The sequence below is a fragment of the Anabaenopsis sp. NIES-4685 genome (genome assembly GCF_059725405.1).
This window is the reverse complement of record NZ_AP043602.1, coordinates 3,402,706-3,428,390: the sequence shown is the minus strand read 5'-3', so window position 1 is coordinate 3,428,390 and position 25,685 is coordinate 3,402,706. Positions and strand designations below refer to the sequence as shown.

Genomic DNA, 25,685 nt, shown 5'->3' with positions numbered 1-25,685 from the left:
ATTTTACTGTAAACACTACCAATATACAGGGTTGATGACAGATTGTGAGAAATGATTTTCAGTTACTTGACTTTTATTCACATTTATGAATGTTATTTATTTTATCCTTCAAGGCAACCAACGGGGATGAAATCCTACGAAAGGTAGTTTCTCTGGTTTGATTGTGGTCTGTGACGTATCATCAATAGGCAATAAAGGCATTAACCACAGGCTACTAGTAGCGATCGCTTCTCCATCTTGTGTTTTGAGTACACTTGCAGATAAGGGCTGCTGATCTACTTGTGCTGTTACTTGATCAAAGAGCAAGCCTAAACCATCTGGTGCTAAACTCATTTGCACGTTCCGCTGTTCAGTGGGTAGTAATAATAGTGGTTTTTGTTCTCCAGTTTTCAGGTCAATTGCGACTACATAAGGCTGTTCTATATATTCTTCATCAGATATGAGCTGTGTCAGCAAGCAATAGAGAGTTGGTGAAGCTGGGTCAAATTGGCAGTTGTGAATAGAACCCGTGGTTTTTAACAAGGGTTTCTGGATGCCTTGATTGGTTACCAAAAATAAGTCCCTTGTATAATCTGTATTGAATTTGACCATTGCTGCTTGAGAGCCATCTTTGGAAAAAGACTGTACTAACCCGAACTGTGGGAGGTAGTCCAAAGGTTTGCTGGCATCATTTTGTATTGGTAAAATTGCAGCCCCTTGACCTTGAGCAACTGCGACGGCTTGACTATCAGGAGTGATCATAAAGTCTCCCCCTGGTTCACTTTTGAGGCGTTGGGGGGTGGGTCTTTCTCTGGTATTGCTAGTGCTGGGCATAAACCATAACCCAAAATCGCTGGGATTATTTTTGTTGCCGCGTTGAACCACAACTGTTTTACCATCTGGCGATAAGTCAAATTTGAGGTTTTGATATTGCTTGTTGTCTAACAGCAGGTCCATTCTACCTGGTGGTTCTGCAGGTGTTTCAGGTTGTGCAGAAATACCTGTGGTTACAGTATATAATTGAGCCGAGAGTAAGTCTGGGTTATTTTTGGTGCGAGCCAAAAATAAGATTTTTTCCCCATCTGGAAATGGCTTAAAGTCCATGACAATCAGGTCTTTGGGGGTAAGTATGTTTTTTTTCTCTTGAGTTAAGTTGTAAAGAACTAACTGACCTTGATGTTCTGCATCGGCCCCTATGTAAATAATCACGCGATCGCGGGATCTAAAGTTACCAACAAAGGGGTGGATAACGCGATTTTTCCCTTCTTGTATAGCAAACCTATCTCTGGCATCTTGCAACCGCACTTGATAATTTGTACCATAGGGTGCTGGTGTGAGCAGTGTATAAACCATGCGCCGGCCGGCCCAACTAATTTTACCTGCTAGGGGCGGTTCAATTCTCAAGTTTTCCTCGACGCTTTGAACGTCCATAGGGCGGCTAAAGTTGAGAGTGAAGGCAATATCATCTGCTCCGATTTGTTGATTTTGCCAAGTAAATTCCCGGACACTAGCTGCCACCAGATCACCTTTAAGTATCATGAATCCAATCAGGAGACTCACTAGGATCATCAGTGAAATCGCCACGCGATCTAGTGGTTGGATCAAGGTCTTGGATGTAGCCATTTTTCAGTGATTAAGTATTAATAACTATAAGGATTCCGAGGTTGGGGAATTTGTTTAATGGAAGTAGCAGCAATAGTCAGGTTACGTTTACCAGCGAGAGTTTCCGTGATCATTTTTCCTTCTACTTCCAGCCAAGTGTCAGGGGGATAGCGCTCTTGATTTTCTGGTAGTTTGACTGGCAATCCTACAGGATAGGCATCTGCGGCACAACAAGTAAGCACAAATCGCGCCAGAAAAATATAGTTTTCTCCTATGTTGGGTGGATGAACCACAAATCCCTGAACTTTGGCATTTTGACCTGTATATGAATCTGGTTCTGGGTAAACGTTAAGTGTCCGCGCCCAATCCACAAGTGAGCGATCTTCTGGGCGAATAGAAGGGCGAAAGGACTGGGGTTGAACGCGTCCGGTGGATAATAAATCAGTCACACCCAGCTGCATGGCGGTGTCGCTAGCAAAAACCCGGGGTGTAATCATTAAACCCAAAATCGCAACTGTTAATAATAAAGCACTACCCCATCCAGGGGGAAATAAGTTCATGTGCTGAATATTCGATGTATTAGCCAGGCGGCGTTTTCGCCAAATCTCTCGCATCTTCAACAACCCAATAATCAGGAAAGCTATACCACAACCAATGACTAAACCAAAGAAATTGGGGTGAATCAACAAGTACAATTTACCTGATAGCCAGTATTGCAGCATCAAAATCCCCCAACTGGTGATCGCTAAAGCATCTAGCCAGGGGAATAAGATATTTTGCAGGGTAATTTTGGTTTTTTTAGCCATTTTTCAACAGTGATAAGTCAGTAGTCAGTGGAGAAGAAAAAAACCTACTGACAACTTAATAAAGTACAAGGTTCAAAGCACATATAAGTTCATGAACAGGGTAAACAAAAATGTCAACTGTGCGGCTAAAGCAAATAAGTAGAATATAGTTTTGGGATGAAAAACAGTTAACATTAATCCCACACTTTTAATGTCAACCATAGGGCCAAATACTAAAAATGCCAACAGGGAACCACTACTAAAAGCCGAGGCGAATGACAGGGCGAAAAATGAATCGACGGTGGAACAGATGGATACAACTGCAGCTAATATCAGCATGACTACAATTGAGCTAACCTGTCCCGCACCCAGGCTGAGGATTAATTCACGGGGAGCAAATACTTGCACAGAAGCGGCGATCGCGCTGCCTAAAATCATGACGCCGCCTAGCTCTCGCAATTCTTGGATGAGATTATCCAAAACTAGTTGTAGTTTATCCATCACAGATTTACCGGAACTGACAGATGGGTTCGTGGCTGGTAATAAGTTAGAATCTAACCGTGTGGTAAGTCCTGCTTTTCCTCCTAAAATATAAGTTCCGGATTTCAACGCACTGGTGAATCTGCTTGGTTTTACGTAACCTCCACCAGGGACTTCAGTGTCTGATTTCCCTGGTGGGTTAAATTTGAGATAACGAGCGATCGCTGGCTGAACAAACGGACTTATATCTTTTTGAAAACTGAAAACCATGCCAATAATTACGGCGATTAATAGAGAAAATACCACTCGTAAAACTACTATTTCTGGCTGGTCTCGAAAGGCTAACCAAGTTGCCCAAATCACAATTGGGTTAATCGTCGGTGCTGCTAATAAAAAACCAATAGCCACGGGTGTGGGGACTCCCTGCATCAGCAACCGCCGTGCTACGGGGACATTACCGCACTCACACACCGGAAACATAAAACCGATGAGACTACCTGCTAAAGCGCCTAGAAAGGGGTTTTTAGGCATTCTGGCTACTAATTGCCGCTCGTCAATAAAAATTAGCAGCACACTGGAGAATAAAACTCCCAACAGCAAAAATGGCATCGCCTCGACTAGCAAACTCAGAAATATAGTGAAACCATTGTTCAGTTGATTCATGGGTGTCGCAGTCAAAAGCGTTTGAAAGTTTTTAGGTTATGTTTAAACATTCTATCGGAATGGGGATCAAAAGCATCTATGGGTAAATCAGGCTGATCGGAACAGGAAAGTAGTGTTTTGTTTCTAGTTACCCTTAAGGGATGATGAAGGCTAGGGAGTTGTGGATAGTTTTGCTCAAATGTGTGCATTTACTGATGCTGACTGATAGTCAGATTGCCCCCTTGCTGAAATTGTTCCGAGTTTGGGGGAATAAATATCTAGCAGAGTGAGATTTGATAGACTAATGTTTATACTTGGTTTGATCTACTGGCTCAAGATGTCATCTTACCTGAAATTTCATAAACTGTTCATACTGTTTAAATATTCCGCGTTAACATCTCGCCTCCTTGAAAGCTCTGCGGTGCACACACAAAAAATTAAATTACTTCAAAGCCTTGTAAAACTCTTGTGTAGTGGGCATACTTCCACAAGGTCAGTACAAGTCATACCCGCGGTTGTCTACCTTAACCACATGAAATTAATGGTAGGTCTTTAGACAAGGGGGGTGTCAAACCAAGTCGGGTGAATTATCAGAGTCACAGAGCATTTGCACCAAGTTTTCTCCCCTTTGGTAAATATTACGCGCATAGTCTGTCCATGAACCTTGTCCCCAGTAGCGAAAACAGCTCGTTTGTAGCAAAAGGTTATGTAAAAGGAGATTACGGTATTCCACTGAATTAGTGGGCAATATATTCTCAACCTTTTGATGAAATAAACTGCTTAATTTATGCATGGGTGAGAGCACATTTTCATATCCTGTTACCCAACTAATATGATTAGTCCATGAGGCTCCATCCATGTGAAAGTTAGGATTGATTTGCTTTAATTCTTGAATGGCAATTTCTACAGCTATGGCTACGCCACGCCAGCCATCAGGTTTGCAGTTTTCAAGTGAAACTCGCTGCCAAATTTGATGTTGTCCTAGTGGCTGACAGGTGGGATAGTCTTTGGTTTGACAACCTGCGGCTGCTAATAATTCTAAGTATTCTGTACCACATACCCCAACAACCCCAGATTTACCTCCTCCTTGATTTACCATATCTTTCCAAGCTTGTTTGAAAGCACTGGGAAATTCATTCATCATCACACCACCATTTTCACCATCGCCAATTTGGCTGACTATTGGTGGTATTATGATATTTGCTACTTGTTGTTTAGCTAAAGTTTTGGCTTCATAGTAAGGCTGCATCTGAGCCACTAATTTGGTATCTGAACCTTGGGTTTTAATCAGGGCTGTAATACTAATTGTTTCACCTTGAGAATTGCGGGCTATCAGACGATGTGGTAAGTGCTTATGGGTGAGAGATTCACCGCTAATTGTTTCTACAGAATGTTCTTGTACAAGTAACCAACGATAGCCACATTCCTTGAGAGCTTTGACAAATGCAAATAAAGTATCCGGGTGATTTGGTAGGTGCATTTCTGGGGGGGAAAATCCTTTGACTCTTGCTAATGCTGCCCAGCCAAAGATGGCAGCAAAGTGATGTTGCCATGCCACGATATGCAATTTAATATCGGGTATGGGTGTGGAAGGAATGACAGCATGACCCCACATTGTGCCGAGCCATTCTACATAAGGTTGATAGGTGGGATTGCAGGTGATTCGTTTGAGATTATCCAAAATATCCTTACGTCCCATTTGTCTGAGTCCCCACAAAAGATTACCAGAGTAATCCAACATCACACGGGGATTGCAACCTTGATGGACAAGTTCGGGGATCATGTCCCCCATACGGCTGTAACAATAGGCGAAAGCTGCGGCGTTATGGTTATCCCCTTCGTGAGAATGTTCAAACATATATTGCAGATTGCTGATTAATCCGCCATCGGGTCCAGCTGGTATGGTTGGCTGGTGCATATGTAGGGCGATGGTAAAAACTGCATTTACATCCTCTAAGCGGATATTTGTTGAGGGTAAAAATACAGGCGCATCATGGTTAACTACAGAGAGGACTTCTGTTTCCCAACCAGAAATATTGGGTAAGTCGTCTATGATTTCCGGCACAGAAGTAAGTGTGGTAGGCAATTTCATTTTCCCTGAACAACTACGAGATGGGCAACAAGGCGCTAATTATCATCGGTGCGGTCTTACAAAGATATTCCCATCTTTTTGTTTGAGTCGGTTATGAAGTTTGTTGCTCTTCTGCGGAAAATACGAATTATTGGTGAGCTTGGGGTAAACGAGGGCGAATTGCGGTCAATAGGTTCTATTTTTGGGAATGTTGCCCTTTTGATCTCAAAGGTAAAATTTATTGACCGCAGTATGAAATTGTGAGAATTTAACTGGAGAGATAATTTATGTTTTTGACCATAATAAATCGCTAAAACGATAAATTTTGGTCATGAAACTCGGTTTTGCCGGAGGCTGTGGTTTTGTCAAGGTTGGCGGGGTGGCGATTTGTAAAATTATCTCTAGTAACCAAGGGGCCAAGCGTTGACACCACACGGCTAAATGACTTTGCCAACCTACTAAAATTTCTGCTGTATCTTTTTGCAATCCAGAGACGAGTACTTGTGCTACTGCTTCGGAACTCATAGGGATCACCCAGCGAAATAATTTTAAGTCCCGCGCCATATCTGTGTCTGTGAGGGAAGGTAATAAGGCGAGGACTCGGATGTTGTGTTCAGCCAGTTCGCGACGTAAGGCTTGGGTAAATCCTAAGATGGCAAACTTGGTAGCTGAGTAAGTGGCCATTGTCGGTGCTGCTACTTTCCCCATCAAACTTGACACATTAACGATTGTTCCTTGTTTTTGGCTGACCATCCGCCGGGCTATAAGGCTGGTGAGGTTGTACATTCCCAATAAATTCACCGAGATTTCTTCTTGAACTTGGGGTAGTTTGGTCTGTAAAAATGAGGTTTGATATGCTACGCCGGCACAATTAACCAGGAGATGAATTGGGCCATAGTTGCGCCACAATTGGGCAACGGCAATATTAACTTCAATTGTTTTTGTTAAATCAATGCACAAAATTTCGGCTTCTACGCCCATGGCTTCGATTTGGTTAGCGACGGCGGTTAATTTTTGCCCATCGCGTGCTACTAATATCAACCGCTTGATGCCTTGTTGGGCCAGCCTCAGAGCGATCGCCTTACCAATACCACGGGAAGCCCCAGTAATCAGAGCGACTTTACCTCGAATATTCATCGGTTATGACCTCCAAAATGGCGTCTTACCCTAGTCTTAGTGATTGCGGATAGACACAATCAGAGCTACTAGCTTGGACAAGGTAAGACAAATAATCAGTCGTTGGTAAATAAGCTTGTGGCAACGAAATATTCCTGGACTAAAAGGCACAAATACCTGGGTTTTCAGTCAGATTAACAATCAAAATTTCGCACAATTGCCGGAGTGAATATAGCTCATAGGTTTTTCTCTCCTAAATCTCAGAGCGTTCATCAGCGTTGTTGCCATACACACAGTAACAACTAAATCAAGTTATTGCAATATTTTTTAATAAGAATTTCTTAATAACTCTTAAAGAAAATTATATATAGCATTTCCCATGCTCGTGAGGTACAAATTTTTTTAGTTTGAGGGAACAGGGAACAGGGAACAGGGAATTGGTGTGTACTTCATGAGACTGAAAAAGGCTTTATTTGATGGGTAATATCCGAAGTTGACAATTAATTTCCTAGGGTATGGAGAAGAGTCAAAACTAGGAAAAGGTGTTCTTGGTTAGCCAACTTCCCACTCCCGGTCAGTTTGTAGATCAAAGAAGTAACAATCAAATTTTATACTAATTAATATCCTTCAACCTGGTATTTATTACGTAAACATCAAGTGAATTAATTATTTGAAAAAATAAAACATCCCCAAGATTTTCTCGGATAGTCCAAAAAACGTCTTAAGGATGTTGGCGTTTGACTTGCTTAGTGATCCAGGCTATAGAACCGAGGGAAATTCCAGGTAATTATTTAAAAGTTATCCACAAACTGACTTAGGCGTTGGATCACGGGATCAACCTCTTCTGGGGGTTGCTCCTCATCAGTAGTATATGATACTGATATATCTGGTGTGCTTGGAGACTCAATCATTGAACGCTCACTAAGCATATTTACTACATATGCCATTTGTTGCGTAAGTTGCAAAATATGGCATTCTATAGTCTCCAAACGATGAGATTGTTTTGGGAAAAAACGTTCCTCTAGGTCAGCCACTTGACGTTGCAACTCATCGATTTTTTTTTCTAGTGAATCTGTTGCTACTGTTTTTGGACTAGGTTTTACAGTCTCCGGTATACACAAAGATTGCCATAGAGCCTGCTTACAGATGTCGCTAAAAGTTTTATCAGGCAATCTTTCCAGACAATCCTCTACAACTGCTAACAAGCTTTCATCGGCAACCGATGGGTTGAAGGTGACGGATTTAACTACCTTTTTTGGCCATTGGAACATTAGTTTTAAGACCTAGCAGCTCGAGCGGACAATTGCGCCTCTCCATAAATGTATTGCCCCAAGCTATTAGCCTGGCGGGAAGGGGCGGATAAATGGGCATTTATTTGGGCTTCCTTGAGTAAACGTTGAACGTCGTCCCAGAAAAATTCACCACCGCCTCCAGTGATAATGACATCAGTGACCCGCTCTGGTATCCAAGCTAAGACACGATGACAAATATCTCGAGAAAACATTTCTATGAGGTTAGGTAGAAAATCATCCAGGTTAGTGGGCTTGCTGGCACCTTTAGGACGATAGAAGCGTTCACCTTTGGGTTTATTGACAGCAGAAATCAGGGCTAAAGATTGACTATCAGATCCCTCTATTTCGGCGGCTACCATTTCATAGAACTTGTTCATGCCAAATTCTTCACTTTGAGAAGCAGCGCGGGCAAAACGGAAGTTATCTACCATTAACATATCAATGGTTTGATGTCCGATATCAACAATTGCGACCGAGATTTTGGTGAAATCTGGAACCCTAGCGCCTGTCTTAGGTTGAGCTTCAGACCAGAGCAGGCTACCATATCCTTCTGGCATGACCCAAACCTTATTAATATTGAGCGATACGGATTCCCCTCGGAAGTTCATCACATGAGGTCCAGTAACTTGACTGGTTAACTGAGCTTTTTCCTTTTCAAATTGTTCTAAAGACAGGAAAGGCAGACCCATGATGACGGAGATTTCATCTTTGAGTTTAAAGTAGCCAGCACAGGCCAAAACCTTGACTAGTGCATCTTCTACTTTAGACTGGCCAACACCTAAATTCGCCCCAAAGTCGGCTGCTAGCTGACCAATAGCATATCCATTACCTTGATACTCCAGCCATAAATCCATGAGAGGGTCAGTAGCCTTGGCTTCAAAAACGCCGCTTTTAACCTCTTCCATAGACATTTTCTTAACGTTGGCAGGTATGAAAGCTACATCAGCTGGTTCACGGTTAATACAAGTTTTAGTAGAAGTTCTACCTAAATCAACACTGAGAATATTTTTGCCGCTAATACTTGACCTATTAGCAGGAGGGTTGGTATTCATCGGGGTAGATGCTGACACCTTATTTAAAGGTATGGCGGCGGCATTCATTGGGGTAGCTGCGGAAGGTTGGTCTGTCATGAAAGCTCCTAATCCTGATTTAACTTTTGCTAATGCCTGAGTGACAGAAATTAATGTGCGGACTTGTAGTATAGAGAGAGCAATTAATATTGCTCTGCTACCTTGCCTATGAAATCAGTGTTTTCCTGATCTCCTAGGGGGGTTGAGTTAGTCAATTCCCATAATTCATTGTCAGCTATACTTTTCTCGACATTTTTACTCAACAACTTTCCTGGATAGTAGCAGATAAATGGGTCAACTAGAGAATCGTCACATGAATCACATTGAGTTTGTTACTTGGTCTTTGATGGGTTGGCTTTAAACAGTCCAAAGCCTAACTTTAGTTTCATGGAGTGAAGACTTTTGAGAAATTGCTGGTTGTATTCTACTCAGGTAGACGATTAAAGGCTAGTGTTACTAGGTGAGTTTTTCCTTGTTGGTTTCCTGGGGAGGGCACAAAGATCAGGGGAGAGTTTGTTTTCCTATGCCCCATGCCCCAGGCCCGTTCCCGTTTTAAATTGTTGGGGTCAATGACTGCACCCGTGTGTGAGATTCCCAATCTAATGGCTTTAAAACCCGATCTTCTAATGCCATTTGCTCAATTAAACTAGCCAATCTCAGAGCTTTCAGGGCTTGTTCACCACCTACCGAAGGTTGATTACCGCCGTGGACGCAATTAATAAAATGCTCTAGTTCTGCACTCAGAGGTTGAACATTAGTGGTGTAAACTTTCTCAATCAAACCATCCTGCCTGTACAGCACTTGTCTATGGTCACTTAGACTATTATTATTAGTTTGTCGGTGAATTAAAATTTCATTTTTGAGGAAATCTGCTTCTGTAAATGAGTTTTTGCAATGAGCCACTATGCGGCGGATTTTCCGGTGGGTAACTTTGCTGGCAGTTAAAGTGGCAACAATACCATTAGCAAAGCCCAAGGTAGCAGTGACGTAATCCAAATAACCAGAATTCACAGAATGAGTACCGCTAGCGGTTAACTTCACCACTGGAGAACCAGCTAGTTCTAATAACAGGTCAATGTCGTGGATCATTAAATCCAGCACCACCGAAACATCATTGGCGCGGTCTGAGTAAGGACTCATGCGATGCGCTTCTAGAGCCAGCAAATTTTCTGTTTTTAACACTTTACTGAGTTCTTTAAATGCTGGATTGAAACGCTCAATATGACCCACTTGCAGAATACACTGAGAATCAGCTGCCGCATTTACTAGGGATTCGGCCTCAGAAATGCTCGCAGCAATTGGCTTTTCAATCAAGACATGAATTCCGGCCAACAAACAGTTGATACCTACTGCGTAATGCAGGCGGGTGGGGACAGCGATACACACTGCTTCTACATGGGGTAGGAGGTCACAGTAATCTTCAAAAAAATGCCCCTTGTATTTACTAGCTGTTTCTAAACCTCGTTCAACATTAATATCTGACACACCTACGAATTCAACATCTTTCATTGAACTTAGTATGCGAGCATGATGTTGTCCCATGTTGCCCACTCCAATTACGCCTACGCGAATTGGTTTTGTTTGATTCCGCTGTGTATATGAAGGTTCTGCCACTGACATGCTATCTTGCACTATTATTCTCTCCTCAACCACCAAATCTAGAGGCGCTACCGCCGTTAGTATTTATACTTGAAGACCAGTTATGATCTGTTGAAAACCATCCAGATGGTAACATAGAGGCTACATTTATGAAGAATTTCCCAGTTTTTTATGAGTTCCCGCAATTTACCTTTTCCTTGTGTGTTCAGGTGGCAATTGCTCAATATTTTTTTACTAACATAAGATATAATGTGTCTTTTTGTTGACTTGATAAACCAATGAAGATGTAAGTAATAACTTATAAGAACCCTGGGGTAATTAATGAGCGGGATCGATCTTTAATTAGGAATCATTCAAAAATAATAATATTGTTTTGTTATCAACAATACAGAAATTTGCAAGGAATCCACTTAACCCTTTACTTTTGGTATGTTTTACGCAATTGCCACCGCTGAAATACTCCAACAATTCTTGCACAATTATCTATTTTTTTTTACATATTGACCTGTCTAACTTTTTTCAGGCGCTGGTGTAGACATTTGTTTGGCTGTGGTGAAAATAGTAAAAACTCGACCAAGATGGATTAAGGAGGACTGTAACATTATTCGTGGAATTTTATGGAAGTGTGATTTGGCAATGGAAAACCCAAAAGTTGAGAGTGAGATGAAGGCTGTAATTCTATTATCTGGAGGATTAGACTCTGCCACAGTTTTGTATCAAGCCAAAGCTGATGGTTATGAATGTCACCCGATTTCTTTCGATTACCAGCAGCGACATCGGCGAGAGTTGGACTCAGCCTTCCGCATCGCTCAAACAGCTGGAGTGGTGAGACATCAAGTGGTCAATTTTGATTTACGACAATGGGGCGGTTCAGCACTTACAGATGACACCATTAATTTACCGCAAGAGAGATCCATCGAAGAAATGTCGCAAAAAATTCCAGTTACCTACGTACCTGCACGTAATACTATTTTTTTGAGCTTTGCTCTGGGCTATGGGGAAGCGATCGCAGCCCAAAGGGTCTACATTGGTGTTAACGCCTTAGACTACTCTGGATATCCGGATTGTCGTCCCGACTATATCCAGGCGATGCAGAAAGTATTTCAACTAGGAACCAAACAAGGACGTGAAGGCAAACCTATCGAAATTGTTGCTCCTCTAATTGATTTAAAAAAAACCGAAATCATCCAACTGGGCAATCAATTGGGAGTTCCCTGGGAGCTAACTTGGTCTTGCTATGCAGGTAGCGATGTAGCCTGTGGTGTTTGTGATTCTTGTCGTTTACGGCTAGCGGCCTTTGCTGAATTGGGGTTGAAAGACCCACTACCTTATGCTCAAGACTAAAGTTGTAACCTACCAATGACCACTGCAATTATTTAGCCTCCAATCGTCGCACTTGAATTTGATGCAAGCGCGGTCCGAAGGTTGAAACTATAGTAAATTCGAGATTTTCATAGTAGAAGACTTCGCCTGTTACGGGGATCTTTTGGAGTTGATACAGCACAAAACCGCCCAGTGTCTGGTATTCGTTTGTTAGGGGTAAATTCAGATGTAAAACTTCGTTGAGGTCTTCGAGGTTAACTTGGGCTTGCACCAAAAATGTTTGATTGTCTAACATTTCCACCAGCAAGTCATCCATGTCCTCCGGTTCCCCTGCATTACCAATAATTTCGGCAATGACATCTTGAAGGGTCACCAACCCTACGGTACCGCCAAACTCATTGACTACTATGACCATGGCCGGCTTCTCTTGCTGCATCATGGGTAATAGTTCACTCAAGGGTGTTTGTTCCGGCACAAAGCGGGCGTGACGCCTCCAAGGTTGGATATTTGTTTCTGGGGTGAGTTTCCCCATTGCCAAGGGTTCTGCCAAATCTTTAAAATAAACTATGCCGCGAATGTCATCTAAAGAGTCTCCCATGATGGGGTAGCGTGAGTGACCACTAGAGGTCATTTCTTCGAGTAAAGTCTGGAAAGTTGCATCTTTTGACAAAGCGACAATAGCAGTGCGGGGGGTCATAACTTCAAAGGCTCTGACATCGCCGAACTCAAAGACATTATTCAGCAATTCTCGCTCTGCAAGCTGTAAACCAGTTGATTCTTTTTCTGTAGAGATGATGATCTGTAATTCCTCTGGAGTCACTGGCGATCGCCAACTTTGGCCGGTGTATTCTATACCAAAAAGCCGCAACAAAAACCGGGTTGATTGGTTAAGAATCCAGATAAAGGGGTTAAAAAAGCGGACGATGGCTTTTACCGAAGGACCCAAAAATCTCGCCAAATCCTCTGAATACAACATAGCTACTGATTTAGGACATAGTTCACCTAAAACAATTTGCAGATAGGCGATCAAAAAAAAGGCAATGGGAATTGATAGAGAATGAGCGATAAAATTATTCATCTCTATGGGTAAAGTCCAGGATTTTAGCCATGACTTCACCAGTAGGACAATGGAACTTTCACCAATCCATCCCAGGGCTAAACTAGAAAGGGTAATGCCTAATTGAGTTGTAGATAATAACCTTTCAATACTAAGTTGTAGTCCCTCCACGGCGATGGCCGGAATATCACCAGCTTTAACCAGCTGATGAATACGCGATCGCCTAACCGTCACCATTGAAAACTCTGCTGTCACAAAAAAAGCATTAATAGCGATCAGCAATAACACCGTCAACAATCTCAGCCCCACATCAGTCGGAATTAAGGTAGAAAAACGACTCACCGCCAAAGCTCGTGTAAAAATCATGTCCCCATTTTGGGATTAATTGGGATTAAATAGCGGGAATTTGATATCAGGTATTGAATAATCATCTTCCCGAGTCCATATTCTCATTTACCTTTCTACAGGGATATTTAAAACTTCTAGCTTCAGTCGTTGAGCGGGGTAATCTGTCAGAGACAGGGATATCCGATTCACATCATCAAGCAAAGCCGTAGGAATAATCACCGTACCTGAAGCTATGGGACTCTCAGGATCTAATTCTGTTGGTAAACCTTCTGTGGTAGCACTCAGTGTCCGTCCTTTTTCGTCCCTAACATCCAAAAAACTATACAAAAAGCGCACAGAATCATTACCTTTATTCTGCATATTTACTCTCATGAGTAAATCACCCCCAGAGTAGCGAACAGATTGGACGGCAAAAGTTACACCCTGACTCTCAGCAACCACTGGAAATCCCGGTTGGAGTTTTTCAGCGACCACAGATGGGGGTTTTTCCTTTGAGCTTCTCTCCTACTAGTTCTTGCTTCCTGGTCATCTTCATCTAATTTTCCTGATTTAGCAGCCTTGGTTTTCCCCTCAATTCGAGCCTGGACAGTTTTGAGGATCTCATCTTCTTTCAATAGTACTACTCCTAGCTGTTGAGAGTTATTAGACCTACTGCTAATAAACTTATTCGTGGGGCGGCCATCTGGTGTTGTTACACCTCTGAGGGCCGAGGTTCCCATCTCAAAACCTAAAAACGCACTCACAGAACCAGCACCCAGCATCAGGACTAATAAGATTAAAGTGAGAATTGCCGTGGAATTTACTTTCATTGCTGACAAGTTATTGCGTCAAAATTTTGCCTTATTCTAAGCGTATTCAAACCAAAAGTATTGCAACTGTCTGCCTCAATTGTGAAAAGAACTTAATCAATACCAGGTTGCACCATTTTGGACTTTACACAATCTGTAAAATTACGCTATAATGGAATTCCGCCAGGGTTGGCCGAGCGGTTGAGGCAGCGAACTCATAATTCGCCCAAGGCAGGTTCAACTCCTGCACCCTGGATTTTTTTGAGTCCTGACCCAAGACTCCATTCAAACCCATATTACGCTGATTCAGAACTCTGATCAGGTCTACCTTTGGTGTAACACAACTTTGCCTGTTTTGTAATGACGGATACTACTGGAACCTTTACTCAATCAAATATTTGTGCGGCTACTACTGATTTAATCACCCTGCACCACCAGCTACTAGATTTATTTTGTCAACTCGCTTATCAAGAGGGTGATTTTATTCTTTCTTCTGGACAAAGCAGTTCTTACTACATCAATGGTAAGCAGGTAACCCTCCACCCCCAGGGCGCTTTAGCCATTGGCCGCATTCTTTTATCTGTATTACCTACAGATACCCAAGCTGTGGCCGGCTTAACTTTAGGTGCTGATCCCATTGTGTCAGCTGTGAGTGTGGTTTCTGCTTATGAAAATCGCCCCATACCAGCGCTGATTATTCGCAAGGAAGCCAAAGGACATGGAACAATGGCTTATATTGAAGGTCCGAATTTACCCCCGGGTGCAAAAGTCGTAGTTTTAGAAGATGTGGTGACTACAGGAAAATCAGCCATGAAAGCCGTTGAGCGTCTTCGGGATGCTGGTTATATAGTTGATACCGTAATTTCACTTGTAGATAGACTACAAGGAGGGGCTGAGTTTTACCAGTCAGTGGGGTTGAACTTTCAGGCGGTATTTACCATCACTGACCTCCAAGAACGATATCAAGCATTAGCTAATTAATGGGTAATTAGGGTCGCGCTGTGGCTCTTCCCCAGAAATGGGATCAGGAAATTTGAGAATAGCGATTGCGTCTCGCGCAGAGCCAGAGGCGATCGCACTACTAATCACTGATCAATTTGGTAGTTTTAGCATAGGCGATCGCTCATTCTATATCAAGCTCGTTTCAAAAACGAAACTTCTTGACAACTATCAAATAAACACTGAGCTTAACGATTCATAATCTGGGAACTGTTCCAGATGCAGAAAATCTAATCTGAATAAATATAAACGTGCAAAAAATCCGTCAATAAATTAATTTACATCTTAGTTAAATTTTTGTTTAACCTGTTCATAAATTTCGAGAGTGATGAGAGATATACTATTCTCCTCTGCATAAGTTTCAATTTTTTTACGGGCAAAAGGACGGACAAAGAAAGGAATTTCCTTAAGTTTATCTTCAGCTTCAACAGTCCATTTAATTGCTGCACTCATTGATTTTTAGGGTTTAATTTTGATACGAGTATTTAGATTGAGCCCCATTTATAGCATTTCCCATGCTCGTGAGGTACAATTTTTTTTAGTTTGAGGGAACAGGGAACAGGGAACAGGGAATAGGGAACAGGGAATAGGGAATAGGGAATAGGGAATAGGGAATTGGTGTGTACTTCATGAGCCTGAAAAAGGCTATATACCGGAATTTAATATAGTTACCAACTGGTAACTATATTAAAGGATAATTATCTTAATTAACCCTGAGTCACGGGTTCCTTAGCCAAAAACTTCTCAAGTTCAGTCAAAGCATCAGCATCAACCTTGGTTTGCATCGGGCAAAACTTAGGACCACACATAGAACAAAACTCAGCAGTTTTATAAATATCTGCTGGTAAAGTTTCATCGTGATATTCTTTGGCTCTTTCCGGGTCTAAAGCTAACTCAAATTGACGATTCCAATCAAAATTATAACGGGCTTTAGAAAGTTCATCATCTCTGTCCCTAGCACCGGGGCGGTGTCTAGCAATATCCGCAGCATGAGCGGCGATTTTATAAGCAATCAAACCATTGCGCACATCTTCAGCATTGGGTAAACCCAAATGTTCTTTAGGTGTGACATAACACAACATAGCTGTACCATACCAACCAGCCATAGCTGCCCCAATGGCGGAGGTAATATGGTCATAACCGGGAGCAATATCTGTTACCAAAGGTCCCAAGACATAGAAAGGAGCTTCCGAACACTCTTCCATTTGCTTGCGGACATTGAACTCAATTTGGTCCATGGGGACGTGTCCGGGTCCTTCGACCATGACTTGTACGTTATCTTCCCAAGCTCTGCGGGTGAGCTGTCCGAGGGTTTTTAATTCTGCTAATTGTGCCGCATCTGAGGCATCATGAGTACAGCCAGGACGGAGGGAATCACCTAAACTAAAAGAGACATCATATCTCTTGAAAATCTCGATGATGTCGCGGAAGTGGGTATACAGAGGGTTTTGTTTATGGTGATGTAGCATCCACCGGGCTAAAATACCGCCACCACGGGAGACAATACCAGTAATGCGGTCTCTAACTAAAGGTAAATGTTCAATTAAGATCCCGGCGTGGATGGTTTGATAATCTACACCTTGTTGGGCGTGTTTTTCGATGACATGGAGAAAGTCGTCGGCGGTGAGCTTTTCAATGGTGCCGTGGACACTTTCTAAAGCTTGGTAAACTGGTACTGTGCCAATGGGAACAGGTGAAGCATTGATGATCGCTGTGCGAATTTCATCTAAGTTACCGCCCCCTGTGGACAAGTCCATGACGGTATCAGCACCATATTTCACTGCTAGATTTAACTTATCTACTTCTTCTTGAAGATTGGAAGAGTTAGGAGAAGCGCCGATATTAGCGTTAACTTTACATTTAGACGCGATGCCAATAGCCATCGGTTCTAGGTTGGTGTGATTAATGTTAGCAGGGATAATCATCCGTCCCCGCGCCACTTCCTCACGAATGAGATCCGCAGGAAGATTTTCCCGCTGGGCGACGTAGTGCATTTCTTCAGTAATAACACCCTGGCGTGCGTAGTGCATTTGAGTGACATTACTCTGTCCACGACGCTTGGTAACCCATTCTGTCCGCATATTGAATTCCTCGATAAACAGCTTCCCTCCGCTGGTATTAGCCAGACTCAGGTGTTAAGGGTGTGATCTCAGCCTGATTCTTCAGGCACCCCTAGCATGAATGAAATTGTACCATCTGGGTTAGGAATACGGGTGAGACTGTTTACAATTCCTTTTGATCGACCGCACCAGCTAGGGGAAGGAGGTCAAGGCACTAAGAAGAAAGAGTATGGTTATACTGTAGGCGATCAGTCCCGATTTGATCTAAGCATTTATGGCTAACCATTACAGATATATTATTTTTTACAAACCTTATGGTGTTGTCAGCCAGTTCACTCAGGAAACACCGAAACATCGTACATTGAAGGAATATATACCGGTTCCCGATGTATACCCTGTGGGACGTTTGGACTGGGACAGCGAAGGGTTATTATTACTAACCAATGATGGACAATTACAACATCGTCTCGCTCATCCTCGCTATGGACATGAACGCACTTACTGGGTGCAGGTGGAGCGCGTTCCTGATGTAGATGCGATCAACAAGTTAGAAACGGGTGTAAATATTCAAAATTACCGCACTCAACCGGCGCAAGTACGACTGTTGTTAGAAGCCCCCCATTTACCAGAACGCCACCCGCCAATTAGATTTCGCCAAAATATCCCCACGGCTTGGTTAGAAATGACATTGACGGAGGGAAAGAATCGTCAAGTGCGGCGAATGACTGCGGCGGTGGGATTTCCTACTTTGCGATTGGTGAGGGTGAGCATAGCCCATCTGAGTCTGGATGGTCTACAGTTGGGTGAATGGCGCGACCTGATGCCATCAGAACTCAAGTTTTGGCATAATTTGCCTAAAAATCACCAGCCTAGCTCCCAATATCTGATATAATTACGGAAGTGTCACGCCAAATAATTTTCTTTTGGTAGTAATTGCTCTGGTGGGAACGGAAATGAAGGAACTTTCATTATGCTCATTTGCCCTCAGTGTACATTTCAAAACCCTAATGGTAACAAATTCTGTCAAAGTTGTGGTGTATCGCTAACTCACAGGGTTTGTCCTGAGTGTGGTACTGAAGTACCTGTGAATGCACAAGTTTGTCATCAGTGTGGTGCGCAATGCGGCAAGGTTTGGCAGGCAATTATCAGTGTTACCAAGAGGGGGAATGAAGATGGGGAATTGATTCGCGAGGAAAAGGCAGAAAATGAGCAAGAAACATCCCCAACTGCTTGTATATCAGGGTCACATCTGACATTAGGTTCTTATTTAGACAAAAAACAGCGCTATCAACTTTTAGAACCACTATCAACGGTGAATGAGTCCGAAATGTGGGTGAAAGTGTTGGACTGTCAGCCATATCAAATATCTCCCATTGAGGCTATACTAGCTAGTCAGAGACAGGGATTGGTTATGCCATCAGTGGAAATTACTGGAGTTTCTCCCCTGGCTCAAGCTTATATTTTCTTGCAATCTCAAGGTCACCTAGGTATACCAGCTATTCATGATGTCTGGGAACAAGATAATATGCAGGTGTTACTCATCGAAGACCGTTCCCATTGGCAGTGTTTACTCGACATCTGGGAAGCTGAAACCACATCTACCTTAGAGATTTTACATTACCTAGATCAGATGAGCCGACTCTGGGGGGCATTAGAAACGGTGAGTTGTCGTCAAAGTTTATTGAAATTAGATAATCTGCGCTTAAATGCAGAGAAAAAACTAGGTCTGGAAAGGTTGTATGTAGAATCTCTGAAGGAACTGCCAAATATAGTATTCTTAGATCAGGGAAAAGTAGAAACATTCACCATCCTAGAGCATCCTTTAACTATCCAAGCTTTGGGGGAAGTTTGGCAGGCAATCTTTAGACAGTCCCAGAGGACTTACTTTGGTTCTATAGTGAGGATTTTAGAAGATTTACAACTAGCTAAAATTGAGACAGTTGAGCAGTTGCGATCGCATTTACAGGAAATTATCGCGGAACTAGAGACACCCATCAGCAGAATAGCTGATCCCATAAAAGAAAATGCCGCAGCACCGACTATTTTACAATCCCATGATTTGCCAAATGTTCTACCCTCAATGGAATTGAGTAGTTTAGAAAATGCAGCAGGTACTGATGTAGGTAAGAAACGTAACTACAATGAGGATTACTTTGGCATTCAAACCAAAATCAGTGAGTTGGAATTGCCAAACCAACAAATTCTTGAATTCCGTGGTTTATATATCCTCTGTGATGGGATGGGTGGCCATGCGGGGGGTGAGGTAGCCAGTGAGTTAGCAGTTAACACACTCAAGGAATACTTTGATCAACATTGGACTACTAACCAAATACCCACAGAAGACCAGATTCGTGAAGCTGTATACGTAGCTAATCAAGCAGTTTATGAGTTAAATCAGCAACAAATGCGTTCCGGGGTCAAGCGCATGGGTACTACCTTAGTTATGCTGTTAATTCAAGGTACTCAAGCAGCAGTGGCCCATGTAGGAGATAGTCGCCTTTATCGGCTGAGGCCTAACAAAGATTTAGAACAAATGACTGTAGATCATGAAGTAGGTCAACGAGAGATTTCTAGAGGAGTGAATGCCAGTATAGCCTATGGCCGCCCGGACGCGTACCAGCTAACTCAGGCCTGGTCCGCGAGATCAAAATGCTATTAGTCCGGATGTCAAGTTTTTCACGATTACTGAAGATAGCCTGTTGCTGCTGGTGTCTGATGGTCTGTCAGATAATGATGTCCTAGAAATTTATGGGCAGAATAACTTAATTTCCCTGTTGCATTCTGACTCTAATCTAGAACAAGGAGTCACAGAATTAATTGATTTAGCAAACCAATACAATGGTCATGACAATATTACAGTCATACTTATCCGGGCGAAAGTGCGTCTAAATATGAGCGGTTAAAAGTATTTAGGAATGCTAGATTAATTCCCAGTGGCTAATTGTTGGCTAATTGTTTAAATTGATGCAGGTTGTTGTATTGTGGTTATTCTGACTTTGTTAGAACCCCAACAGAAAACGCCACTTCAGCAGTGGTATTTTGAAAATCCCTCGGTAATTCGCATTGGAAGAGCGGGGGATAATGATGTGGTTTTATCTGATATTCTGGTTTCGCGGCACCATTTAGAACTCAGAGAGGTTAAGTTATCCCAAAATAATCATCTCTCTTCTTGGCAGGTAATTAGTCAAGGTACTAATGGCACTTTTGTGGATGGTATCCTTGTACGTCAGTGCCCTTTGGCGGATAATTCCGTATTACAACTGGCACAAGGGGGTCCAATATTACAATTCCAATGTCAGCAAGTTTCAGGTACTTTGCTCGGATATGTTGCGGGTGGTGAAGCTGAGGCTTTAGCCTCGACTTGCAACCACGAAGGTAATTCGCCTGGTAATCTCTTTTGTGTTCATTGCGGTCAACCTATTTCAGTCAAGCAGAAAATTCGTCAATATCAGGTTTTGCGAACTCTGGGACAGGGAGGTATGGGTACTACTTATCTAGCTTGGGATGCAGGGGGTCTGACTTTAGGAAAACCACAATTGTTGGTTTTAAAGGAAATGAACGCCGACATGGCTAAAATTGCCAAAGCCCAAGAATTATTTGAACGGGAGGCGCATACTCTCAAATGCCTGGATCATTCAGGAATTCCCAAATATTACGACTTTTTTGTGGTTGGGGGTAAAAAGTACTTGGCCATGGAGTTAGTTCATGGCGAAGATTTAGAAAAAAGAGTGTATGGGAGAGGTCCGGTATCACCGAATCAGGCGATTGTCTGGATGATTCAAACCTGCAACATCTTAGATTATCTCCATAGCCAAAATCCACCACTAATACATCGTGATATCAAACCTGCTAACCTGATGGTGCGAAGTTCCAATAATCATGTCGTGGTGTTAGATTTTGGTGCTGTCAAGGAGATTGGGACCAGACAAGGAACCCGGATTGGTGCTGAGGGTTACTGCGCCCCGGAACAAGAGCGAGGACAACCCTTAACTCAATCTGACTTGTATGCCATTGGTCCTACTTTAATTTTTCTCCTCACCGGCGAAAATCCTTTTAAGTTTTATCGTTACCGAGGACAAGGTTCGCAATTTGATGTGGAAAAAATTCCCACAATTAGTCCTCAACTCAGAGAAATTATTGAACGGGTCACGCAGTACATACCACGGGACCGATACCAAAGTGCTAGAGAACTGGCTGAAGCATTAGCTGCTTGCCAAGTTTAGGGAGTGGGGAGCAGTCAGAGAAATACTCCCCGGATCTAGCATCTATTCCTCGTCCCAAGCTTCCACTGCTAGCAGTTCGCCAATTGGATCTTGCATACTAAAGCCAAAGTCTTGCAGTTCCCGTTTCCAGTGCTGCCAGTCATCGCCGTAGAGCAATGCAATTTTCCAAATGCTATCAGTTGGTTTGATAATATTAGATTCGATGAGTGATTGCACTTTACGTTGCAATTTCACCATTGGGTGAATCACTTGCTGAGTCATAGCCTCGATTCAATTTGTGATTTTGTTTGATAAATACTTAATCAAAACTGCTTTCCGTTTTGCAATTGTCATCGATGCGTGGAGTATTGTAGTTGGTAAAGCTAGTCTTAACTTCTTTACTATACCATAATAAACCCTACTAGTCAGCCAGAAAATTCGGTTTTATACGGTAATCACCACTAAATAACTGAAAATTCTGCCGTTACTTCATCTTAGATGCCATACGAACAACCTATGCACCCGATAAATAACATAGAAAGATTAATGGAATCTGTTAACTTTTTTAGTTTTATAGTCACCACAGTTTGTGTGTCTATTCAAATATGAGCTAAATTGGGGGCTTTTGATAATTTTCGCCTCTTGAGGCGGGAAAAAATTTATTACTTACAATTGACCCTTATATAACCTATCGCAAACATCTGGGAATTAACAAACTTCTTACAAATCTTTATATAAATTTAATTTTTCCCGACTGAGGGGCTACAAAGGTTCTTTCTCCAGCAACAGGGTAACAGCCGTCATTTTCGATAGTCACTTCCATGATGGCACCAAATTCACCGGTAGCCACTTTGAGACCACTACCCTGTAATTTGCTGACAAAGCGGTCATATAATTCTTGAGCTAGTTGGGGATGAGCCGATTGGTCAAAAGAGGGGCGGCGACCTTGACGACAGTCACCATAAAGAGTAAATTGACTGACTACCAGCAACTCACCGCCAATCTCTTGCACAGATTTCTGCCATTTCTTGCCATCTTCTGTACTAGGAAATACTCGTAATTCTAAACACTTACGCACCATCCAGTCGAGTTCAGCTTCGGTATCCCTGTGAGCAATTCCCACTAGTAAATTGAGTCCCAGTCCAATTTTGCCAATGATTTTACCGTTAACGGTGACTTGGGATGATTTAACTCTCTGGAGGACAACACGCATAGAAAAACCTATTCAAGCTGAAAATTAAAGGGTAAACGAGCGTAAATTCCCTGAGGGTCATTCATTTTTTGGAGAATCACCAATTCCTGTTCAAGTTTTTGTAATTCCGCTATCAGGGGATGAGATGGCTGAACTGATACTCCCACCATGTGTAAAATAGTGCTGATTTCTTCAACTGCTCTGCCAAGAAAGCGTTCTTCCAAGGTACTTGCTTTAGGATATTCTTGTAATTGCCAATTGTTATCTAGTTTAGCTTCCTGGGCGGCATATTCAATAGCAGCATTTAAACCACCTATTTCATCTACTAAGCCGATTTCTTGGGCTGCTATTCCTGACCAAACTCTTCCCTGGGCAATTTCTGCAACTTTTGCGGCTGGTAAATTCCGACCTTGAACGACTTTATCCAGGAATAGATTATAAATCCTGTTAACACTGCGCTGAAAAATTTCTAACTCCTGGGGTGACTTGGGGCGCGTCGCTGTTTGAATATCGGCATAACTTGCAGTTTTCACTGTGTCCCAGGTTATCCCATTATTATTAGCCAGTTTTTGCCCATTCAACAGCACGCCAAACACGCCTATAGAGCCTGTAATTGTATTTGATTCGGCAAAAATCCGGCTGGAATCGCTAGCAATCCAGTAACCACCGGAGGCGGCCACATTACCCATGGAGACTACAACAGGTTTTACCTGGCGGGTCAATTGTACTTCCCTGTGCATGACCTCGGATGCTATGGCGCTCCCTCCAGGACTATTAATTCGCAACACCACGGCTTTGACATCATTATCTTGACGTATTTGATTCAAAATTCTGGCAAAGCGATCGCCTCCTATTTGTCCATCTTCGCCTTTACCATCGACAATTTCGCCTTCTGCATAAACCACAGCAATTTTGTTGGGTGAGTTGCGTTCTACACCTAGATTTTTGCCGGAAACTTGAGCGTAGTTTCTGAGGTTAATTTGTCGGAATGTGCTATCTGTTTCATTGCTGGATGTGATTTTCTTCAGGTTGGCGACCACCTCATCCAGGTATGCGACCTGATCTATTAAACCATTAGCTTTAGCTTCACTAGCTGTGAGTAACACCTGAGTATCTGCGATCGCTTGCAACTGTTGAGGAGTAATTTGGCGACTAGAACCGACTGTAGTCCGCCAATCTTGCCAAACATCATCCAATAATTTTTGGATTTGTGCGCGGTTTTCTGGACTCAATTGCTTGAGAATCAATGGTTCGATTGCTCCTTTAAATTTCCCCTCCCGCACTACCTGAACACCGATCCCAAACCTTTCTAAAGCCCCGGATAGAAATAATGGTTCACTGCTCAAACCCTTGACTGGCATGAATCCCAGAGGATTAAGTATGATTTCATCCGCCACTGAAGTTAGGTAATATTCCTTTTCACTCAAACCCACACCATAGGTGACGATCTTTTTCCCAGATTGGCGGAACTTCTCCAGGGACTGACGGATTTCCCGCAGGGTAGCAAAGCCTGTTGGATTAATGATGCTGGTACGACTTGCATCTAAATAAATACCGACTATGCGGGGATCCAGCCTGGCTTTTTCCAGGGTATCCAGAACACTACGCAGGCTCATTCTTTGTACTTCTGCACCCGATAATGCTTGTTGTAGCAATTCGCCCGAACTCGGGGAGCTATCAGTGATATTCATGGATAGGTCGAAAACCACAACGGAGTTATCTTTAACTTCTGGAGTAGTATCCCTAGAGGAGGTAACTGCAAATAGCAGTAGTAATATTCCTGTTGTGCTGAGACCGAAAAAAATCATCAGCCCCAAGACAGTACCCAGTAAACTGGCAAAGGTTTGTTTGAAAAAATTACGCATTTGAGTTATTTAGTTGATATTTTTTTTACGTAAACTTCCTGATTTATATAAGTCATTTAATGTAGAGTTGCCAGTACAAAATAGTACTGTATTTATTTCCGCAATTAACACTTGAACTAAATCATACAATGCCGCTTCCGATACCACCGCCGCTTGCAGGAAAGGCATAGCCAAACCGGCTATATCTGCTCCTAGAGCGATCGCCTTCGCCACATCTAGCCCATCACGTAACCCCCCGGAAGCAATTAACGGCACATCTGAAGAAATGGCGCGGATACTGGTAATACACTCTGCTGTGGGTAAACCCCAGTCAGCAAATGTCCTACCTAAACGCTTTTGCAAAGCATTTTCCGCCCGCTCACTTTCCACCTTCGCCCAAGAAGTACCGCCAGCACCAGCCACATCAATAGCCGCCACTCCAGCCCCTAAGAGTTTCTCGGCCATGACCGCAGAAATGCCATTGCCCACTTCCTTAGCAATCACTGGCACAGCTATGTTACTGCATATAAAGCGGATTTTGTCAAGTAACCCCCGAAAATTAGTATCACCATTGGGCTGAATACACTCTTGCAGTGGATTAATGTGTAAAATTAGGGCATCAGCTTCCAATATATCAATAATCCGAAGACATTCATCTAAACCATAGTGATAATTCAGTTGTACCGCCCCCAAGTTAGCAAATAACAACACATCGGGCGCGTACTTGCGGATGGCGAAGGTATCGACCACTTGGGGTTTTTCCACCGCTACCCGCTGGGAACCAACACCCATAGCAATTTTATACTGCTGCGCTACTTTTGCCAGACGTTGGTTAATCATTGCAGCTTGTTGTGTTCCTCCAGTCATAGAGGAGATTAACAGAGGTGCTCCTAGGCGCTTACCCAGGAAGGTTGTACTGATATCAATATCATCGCGGTTGATTTCTGGTAAGCAGCAGTGATGAAATTTATAACTTTCTAGTCCACTGGTTACGTGGTGGAATTGAACATCTTCTTCTAAACAGATGCGGATATGATCTGCTTTACGTGACTGGGTGTATTCTGGGTTTTGGTTAGGAGAATTCATTAATATTATGTTATATTATTTACAGCACATTGCAGGATGTCAAGTACAGATTTAATGATAAAACTTTTGTGGGGTGGGCATCTTGCCTGTTTTTGTACCTACTCAGATCAAATGTGCTGTATATGTTTTTCGTTTTGATCATACAGGATT

General features: G+C 42.7%; 20 protein-coding genes, 1 tRNA gene, 2 pseudogenes and 1 riboswitch. Of the genes and pseudogenes, 7 read left to right on the top strand and 16 right to left on the bottom strand.

Annotation, left to right across the window (positions count from 1 at the left end; translation table 11 throughout):
- Positions 1-108 precede the first annotated feature (108 nt).
- The 8 genes from AC6IZ0_RS14675 to AC6IZ0_RS14640 all read right to left on the bottom strand — a co-directional run bounded on the left by AC6IZ0_RS14675 (position 109) and on the right by AC6IZ0_RS14640 (position 10,669).
- Entirely contained in the window at positions 109-1,602 is a 1,494-nt protein-coding gene (locus AC6IZ0_RS14675) for a hypothetical protein (RefSeq protein ID WP_497723595.1), read from the bottom strand.
- A 17-nt stretch (positions 1,603-1,619) separates the two neighbouring features.
- Positions 1,620-2,387, bottom strand: a complete 768-nt coding sequence (locus tag AC6IZ0_RS14670) for a TIGR03943 family putative permease subunit (RefSeq protein WP_271730628.1) — start codon at positions 2,385-2,387, stop codon at positions 1,620-1,622.
- A gap of 72 nt (positions 2,388-2,459) precedes the next feature.
- Positions 2,460-3,509: a permease gene (locus AC6IZ0_RS14665; RefSeq protein WP_280801518.1), complete on the bottom strand. Its 1,050-nt coding sequence runs from the start codon at positions 3,507-3,509 to the stop codon at positions 2,460-2,462.
- 547 nt (positions 3,510-4,056) lie between these two features.
- Complete coding sequence (locus tag AC6IZ0_RS14660; protein ID WP_497723594.1) at positions 4,057-5,580, bottom strand: glycosyl hydrolase family 57; 1,524 nt, start codon at positions 5,578-5,580, stop codon at positions 4,057-4,059.
- Between the two features lie 264 nt (positions 5,581-5,844).
- Positions 5,845-6,696, bottom strand: a complete 852-nt coding sequence (locus AC6IZ0_RS14655; RefSeq protein ID WP_280801516.1) for an SDR family NAD(P)-dependent oxidoreductase — start codon at positions 6,694-6,696, stop codon at positions 5,845-5,847.
- 770 nt (positions 6,697-7,466) lie between these two features.
- The gene (fcmC, locus tag AC6IZ0_RS14650) at positions 7,467-7,946 is read right to left on the bottom strand and encodes a filament morphology membrane protein FcmC (protein WP_497723593.1); all 480 of its coding nucleotides are present in this window, start codon (positions 7,944-7,946) and stop codon (positions 7,467-7,469) included.
- Between the two features lie 5 nt (positions 7,947-7,951).
- Positions 7,952-9,097 (bottom strand): filament morphology actin-like protein FcmB, encoded by a 1,146-nt coding sequence (gene fcmB, locus AC6IZ0_RS14645; RefSeq protein ID WP_271730622.1) that lies wholly within the window; start codon positions 9,095-9,097, stop codon positions 7,952-7,954.
- 492 nt (positions 9,098-9,589) lie between these two features.
- The gene (locus tag AC6IZ0_RS14640) at positions 9,590-10,669 is read right to left on the bottom strand and encodes a Gfo/Idh/MocA family protein (RefSeq protein ID WP_271730621.1); all 1,080 of its coding nucleotides are present in this window, start codon (positions 10,667-10,669) and stop codon (positions 9,590-9,592) included.
- A 630-nt stretch (positions 10,670-11,299) separates the two neighbouring features.
- Here AC6IZ0_RS14640 and queC point away from each other — a divergent pair.
- Positions 11,300-11,980 (top strand): 7-cyano-7-deazaguanine synthase QueC, encoded by a 681-nt coding sequence (gene queC / locus AC6IZ0_RS14635; RefSeq protein ID WP_271730641.1) that lies wholly within the window; start codon positions 11,300-11,302, stop codon positions 11,978-11,980.
- 28 nt (positions 11,981-12,008) lie between these two features.
- On the opposite strand, the gene AC6IZ0_RS14630 is transcribed toward queC, so the two are convergent.
- Both AC6IZ0_RS14630 and AC6IZ0_RS14625 read right to left on the bottom strand, forming a co-directional pair.
- The gene (locus AC6IZ0_RS14630; RefSeq protein WP_497723591.1) at positions 12,009-13,382 is read right to left on the bottom strand and encodes a hemolysin family protein; all 1,374 of its coding nucleotides are present in this window, start codon (positions 13,380-13,382) and stop codon (positions 12,009-12,011) included.
- A gap of 87 nt (positions 13,383-13,469) precedes the next feature.
- Positions 13,470-14,173 (bottom strand): annotated as a pseudogene (locus AC6IZ0_RS14625) (hypothetical protein).
- Between the two features lie 162 nt (positions 14,174-14,335).
- Here AC6IZ0_RS14625 and AC6IZ0_RS14620 point away from each other — a divergent pair.
- Together AC6IZ0_RS14620 and pyrE are read left to right on the top strand one after the other, a co-directional pair.
- Positions 14,336-14,408 (top strand) — tRNA-Ile (locus tag AC6IZ0_RS14620).
- Between the two features lie 104 nt (positions 14,409-14,512).
- Positions 14,513-15,133, top strand: a complete 621-nt coding sequence (gene pyrE / locus AC6IZ0_RS14615; protein WP_497723589.1) for an orotate phosphoribosyltransferase — start codon at positions 14,513-14,515, stop codon at positions 15,131-15,133.
- Between the two features lie 303 nt (positions 15,134-15,436).
- On the opposite strand, the gene AC6IZ0_RS14610 is transcribed toward pyrE, so the two are convergent.
- Together AC6IZ0_RS14610 and thiC are read right to left on the bottom strand one after the other, a co-directional pair.
- Positions 15,437-15,604 (bottom strand): PCP reductase family protein, encoded by a 168-nt coding sequence (locus AC6IZ0_RS14610; protein WP_271730615.1) that lies wholly within the window; start codon positions 15,602-15,604, stop codon positions 15,437-15,439.
- Positions 15,605-15,858: 254 nt separating this feature from the next.
- Positions 15,859-17,232 carry a phosphomethylpyrimidine synthase gene (thiC, locus tag AC6IZ0_RS14605; RefSeq protein ID WP_271730614.1) on the bottom strand — a complete coding sequence of 458 codons (1,374 nt, stop codon included), beginning with the start codon at positions 17,230-17,232 and terminating at the stop codon, positions 15,859-15,861.
- A gap of 6 nt (positions 17,233-17,238) precedes the next feature.
- Positions 17,239-17,335, bottom strand: a riboswitch (TPP riboswitch).
- A 150-nt stretch (positions 17,336-17,485) separates the two neighbouring features.
- On the opposite strand from thiC, the gene AC6IZ0_RS14600 reads away from it, so the two are divergent.
- The 4 genes from AC6IZ0_RS14600 to AC6IZ0_RS14585 all read left to right on the top strand — a co-directional run bounded on the left by AC6IZ0_RS14600 (position 17,486) and on the right by AC6IZ0_RS14585 (position 21,434).
- Positions 17,486-18,103 (top strand): rRNA large subunit pseudouridine synthase E, encoded by a 618-nt coding sequence (locus AC6IZ0_RS14600; protein WP_497723587.1) that lies wholly within the window; start codon positions 17,486-17,488, stop codon positions 18,101-18,103.
- A gap of 78 nt (positions 18,104-18,181) precedes the next feature.
- Positions 18,182-19,870 carry a serine/threonine phosphatase gene (locus AC6IZ0_RS14595; RefSeq protein WP_497723585.1) on the top strand — a complete coding sequence of 563 codons (1,689 nt, stop codon included), beginning with the start codon at positions 18,182-18,184 and terminating at the stop codon, positions 19,868-19,870.
- 49 nt (positions 19,871-19,919) lie between these two features.
- Positions 19,920-20,114: a hypothetical protein gene (locus AC6IZ0_RS14590; RefSeq protein ID WP_497726068.1), complete on the top strand. Its 195-nt coding sequence runs from the start codon at positions 19,920-19,922 to the stop codon at positions 20,112-20,114.
- A 78-nt stretch (positions 20,115-20,192) separates the two neighbouring features.
- On the top strand, positions 20,193-21,434 hold the full coding sequence (locus AC6IZ0_RS14585; RefSeq protein ID WP_497723583.1) for a protein kinase domain-containing protein: 1,242 nt from the start codon (positions 20,193-20,195) through the stop codon (positions 21,432-21,434).
- 42 nt (positions 21,435-21,476) lie between these two features.
- On the opposite strand, the gene AC6IZ0_RS14580 is transcribed toward AC6IZ0_RS14585, so the two are convergent.
- From AC6IZ0_RS14580 to fni, 4 genes and pseudogenes are all read right to left on the bottom strand, one after another.
- Complete coding sequence (locus AC6IZ0_RS14580; protein ID WP_200988220.1) at positions 21,477-21,695, bottom strand: DUF4327 family protein; 219 nt, start codon at positions 21,693-21,695, stop codon at positions 21,477-21,479.
- A gap of 480 nt (positions 21,696-22,175) precedes the next feature.
- Positions 22,176-22,626, bottom strand: a pseudogene (gene dtd, locus AC6IZ0_RS14575) (D-aminoacyl-tRNA deacylase).
- Positions 22,627-22,634: 8 nt separating this feature from the next.
- Positions 22,635-24,470 (bottom strand): signal peptide peptidase SppA, encoded by a 1,836-nt coding sequence (sppA, locus tag AC6IZ0_RS14570; RefSeq protein ID WP_497723581.1) that lies wholly within the window; start codon positions 24,468-24,470, stop codon positions 22,635-22,637.
- Between the two features lie 9 nt (positions 24,471-24,479).
- Positions 24,480-25,535: a type 2 isopentenyl-diphosphate Delta-isomerase gene (gene fni, locus AC6IZ0_RS14565; RefSeq protein WP_497723579.1), complete on the bottom strand. Its 1,056-nt coding sequence runs from the start codon at positions 25,533-25,535 to the stop codon at positions 24,480-24,482.
- Between the last annotated feature and the right edge of the window lie 150 nt (positions 25,536-25,685).

Coding starts and splice junctions, on each gene's coding strand:
- AC6IZ0_RS14665 (WP_280801518.1), bottom strand. CDS start 3,509: ATGAATCAACTGAACAATGGTTTCACTATATTTCTGAGTTTGCTAGTC.
- queC (WP_271730641.1), top strand. CDS start 11,300: ATGAAGGCTGTAATTCTATTATCTGGAGGATTAGACTCTGCCACAGTT.
- AC6IZ0_RS14675 (WP_497723595.1), bottom strand. CDS start 1,602: ATGGCTACATCCAAGACCTTGATCCAACCACTAGATCGCGTGGCGATT.
- sppA (WP_497723581.1), bottom strand. CDS start 24,470: ATGCGTAATTTTTTCAAACAAACCTTTGCCAGTTTACTGGGTACTGTC.
- AC6IZ0_RS14610 (WP_271730615.1), bottom strand. CDS start 15,604: ATGAGTGCAGCAATTAAATGGACTGTTGAAGCTGAAGATAAACTTAAG.
- AC6IZ0_RS14580 (WP_200988220.1), bottom strand. CDS start 21,695: ATGACTCAGCAAGTGATTCACCCAATGGTGAAATTGCAACGTAAAGTG.
- AC6IZ0_RS14630 (WP_497723591.1), bottom strand. CDS start 13,382: ATGATTTTTACACGAGCTTTGGCGGTGAGTCGTTTTTCTACCTTAATT.
- AC6IZ0_RS14655 (WP_280801516.1), bottom strand. CDS start 6,696: ATGAATATTCGAGGTAAAGTCGCTCTGATTACTGGGGCTTCCCGTGGT.
- fcmC (WP_497723593.1), bottom strand. CDS start 7,946: ATGTTCCAATGGCCAAAAAAGGTAGTTAAATCCGTCACCTTCAACCCA.
- thiC (WP_271730614.1), bottom strand. CDS start 17,232: ATGCGGACAGAATGGGTTACCAAGCGTCGTGGACAGAGTAATGTCACT.
- fcmB (WP_271730622.1), bottom strand. CDS start 9,097: ATGACAGACCAACCTTCCGCAGCTACCCCAATGAATGCCGCCGCCATA.
- fni (WP_497723579.1), bottom strand. CDS start 25,535: ATGAATTCTCCTAACCAAAACCCAGAATACACCCAGTCACGTAAAGCA.
- AC6IZ0_RS14670 (WP_271730628.1), bottom strand. CDS start 2,387: ATGGCTAAAAAAACCAAAATTACCCTGCAAAATATCTTATTCCCCTGG.
- AC6IZ0_RS14595 (WP_497723585.1), top strand. CDS start 18,182: ATGCTCATTTGCCCTCAGTGTACATTTCAAAACCCTAATGGTAACAAA.
- pyrE (WP_497723589.1), top strand. CDS start 14,513: ATGACGGATACTACTGGAACCTTTACTCAATCAAATATTTGTGCGGCT.
- AC6IZ0_RS14660 (WP_497723594.1), bottom strand. CDS start 5,580: ATGAAATTGCCTACCACACTTACTTCTGTGCCGGAAATCATAGACGAC.
- AC6IZ0_RS14600 (WP_497723587.1), top strand. CDS start 17,486: ATGGCTAACCATTACAGATATATTATTTTTTACAAACCTTATGGTGTT.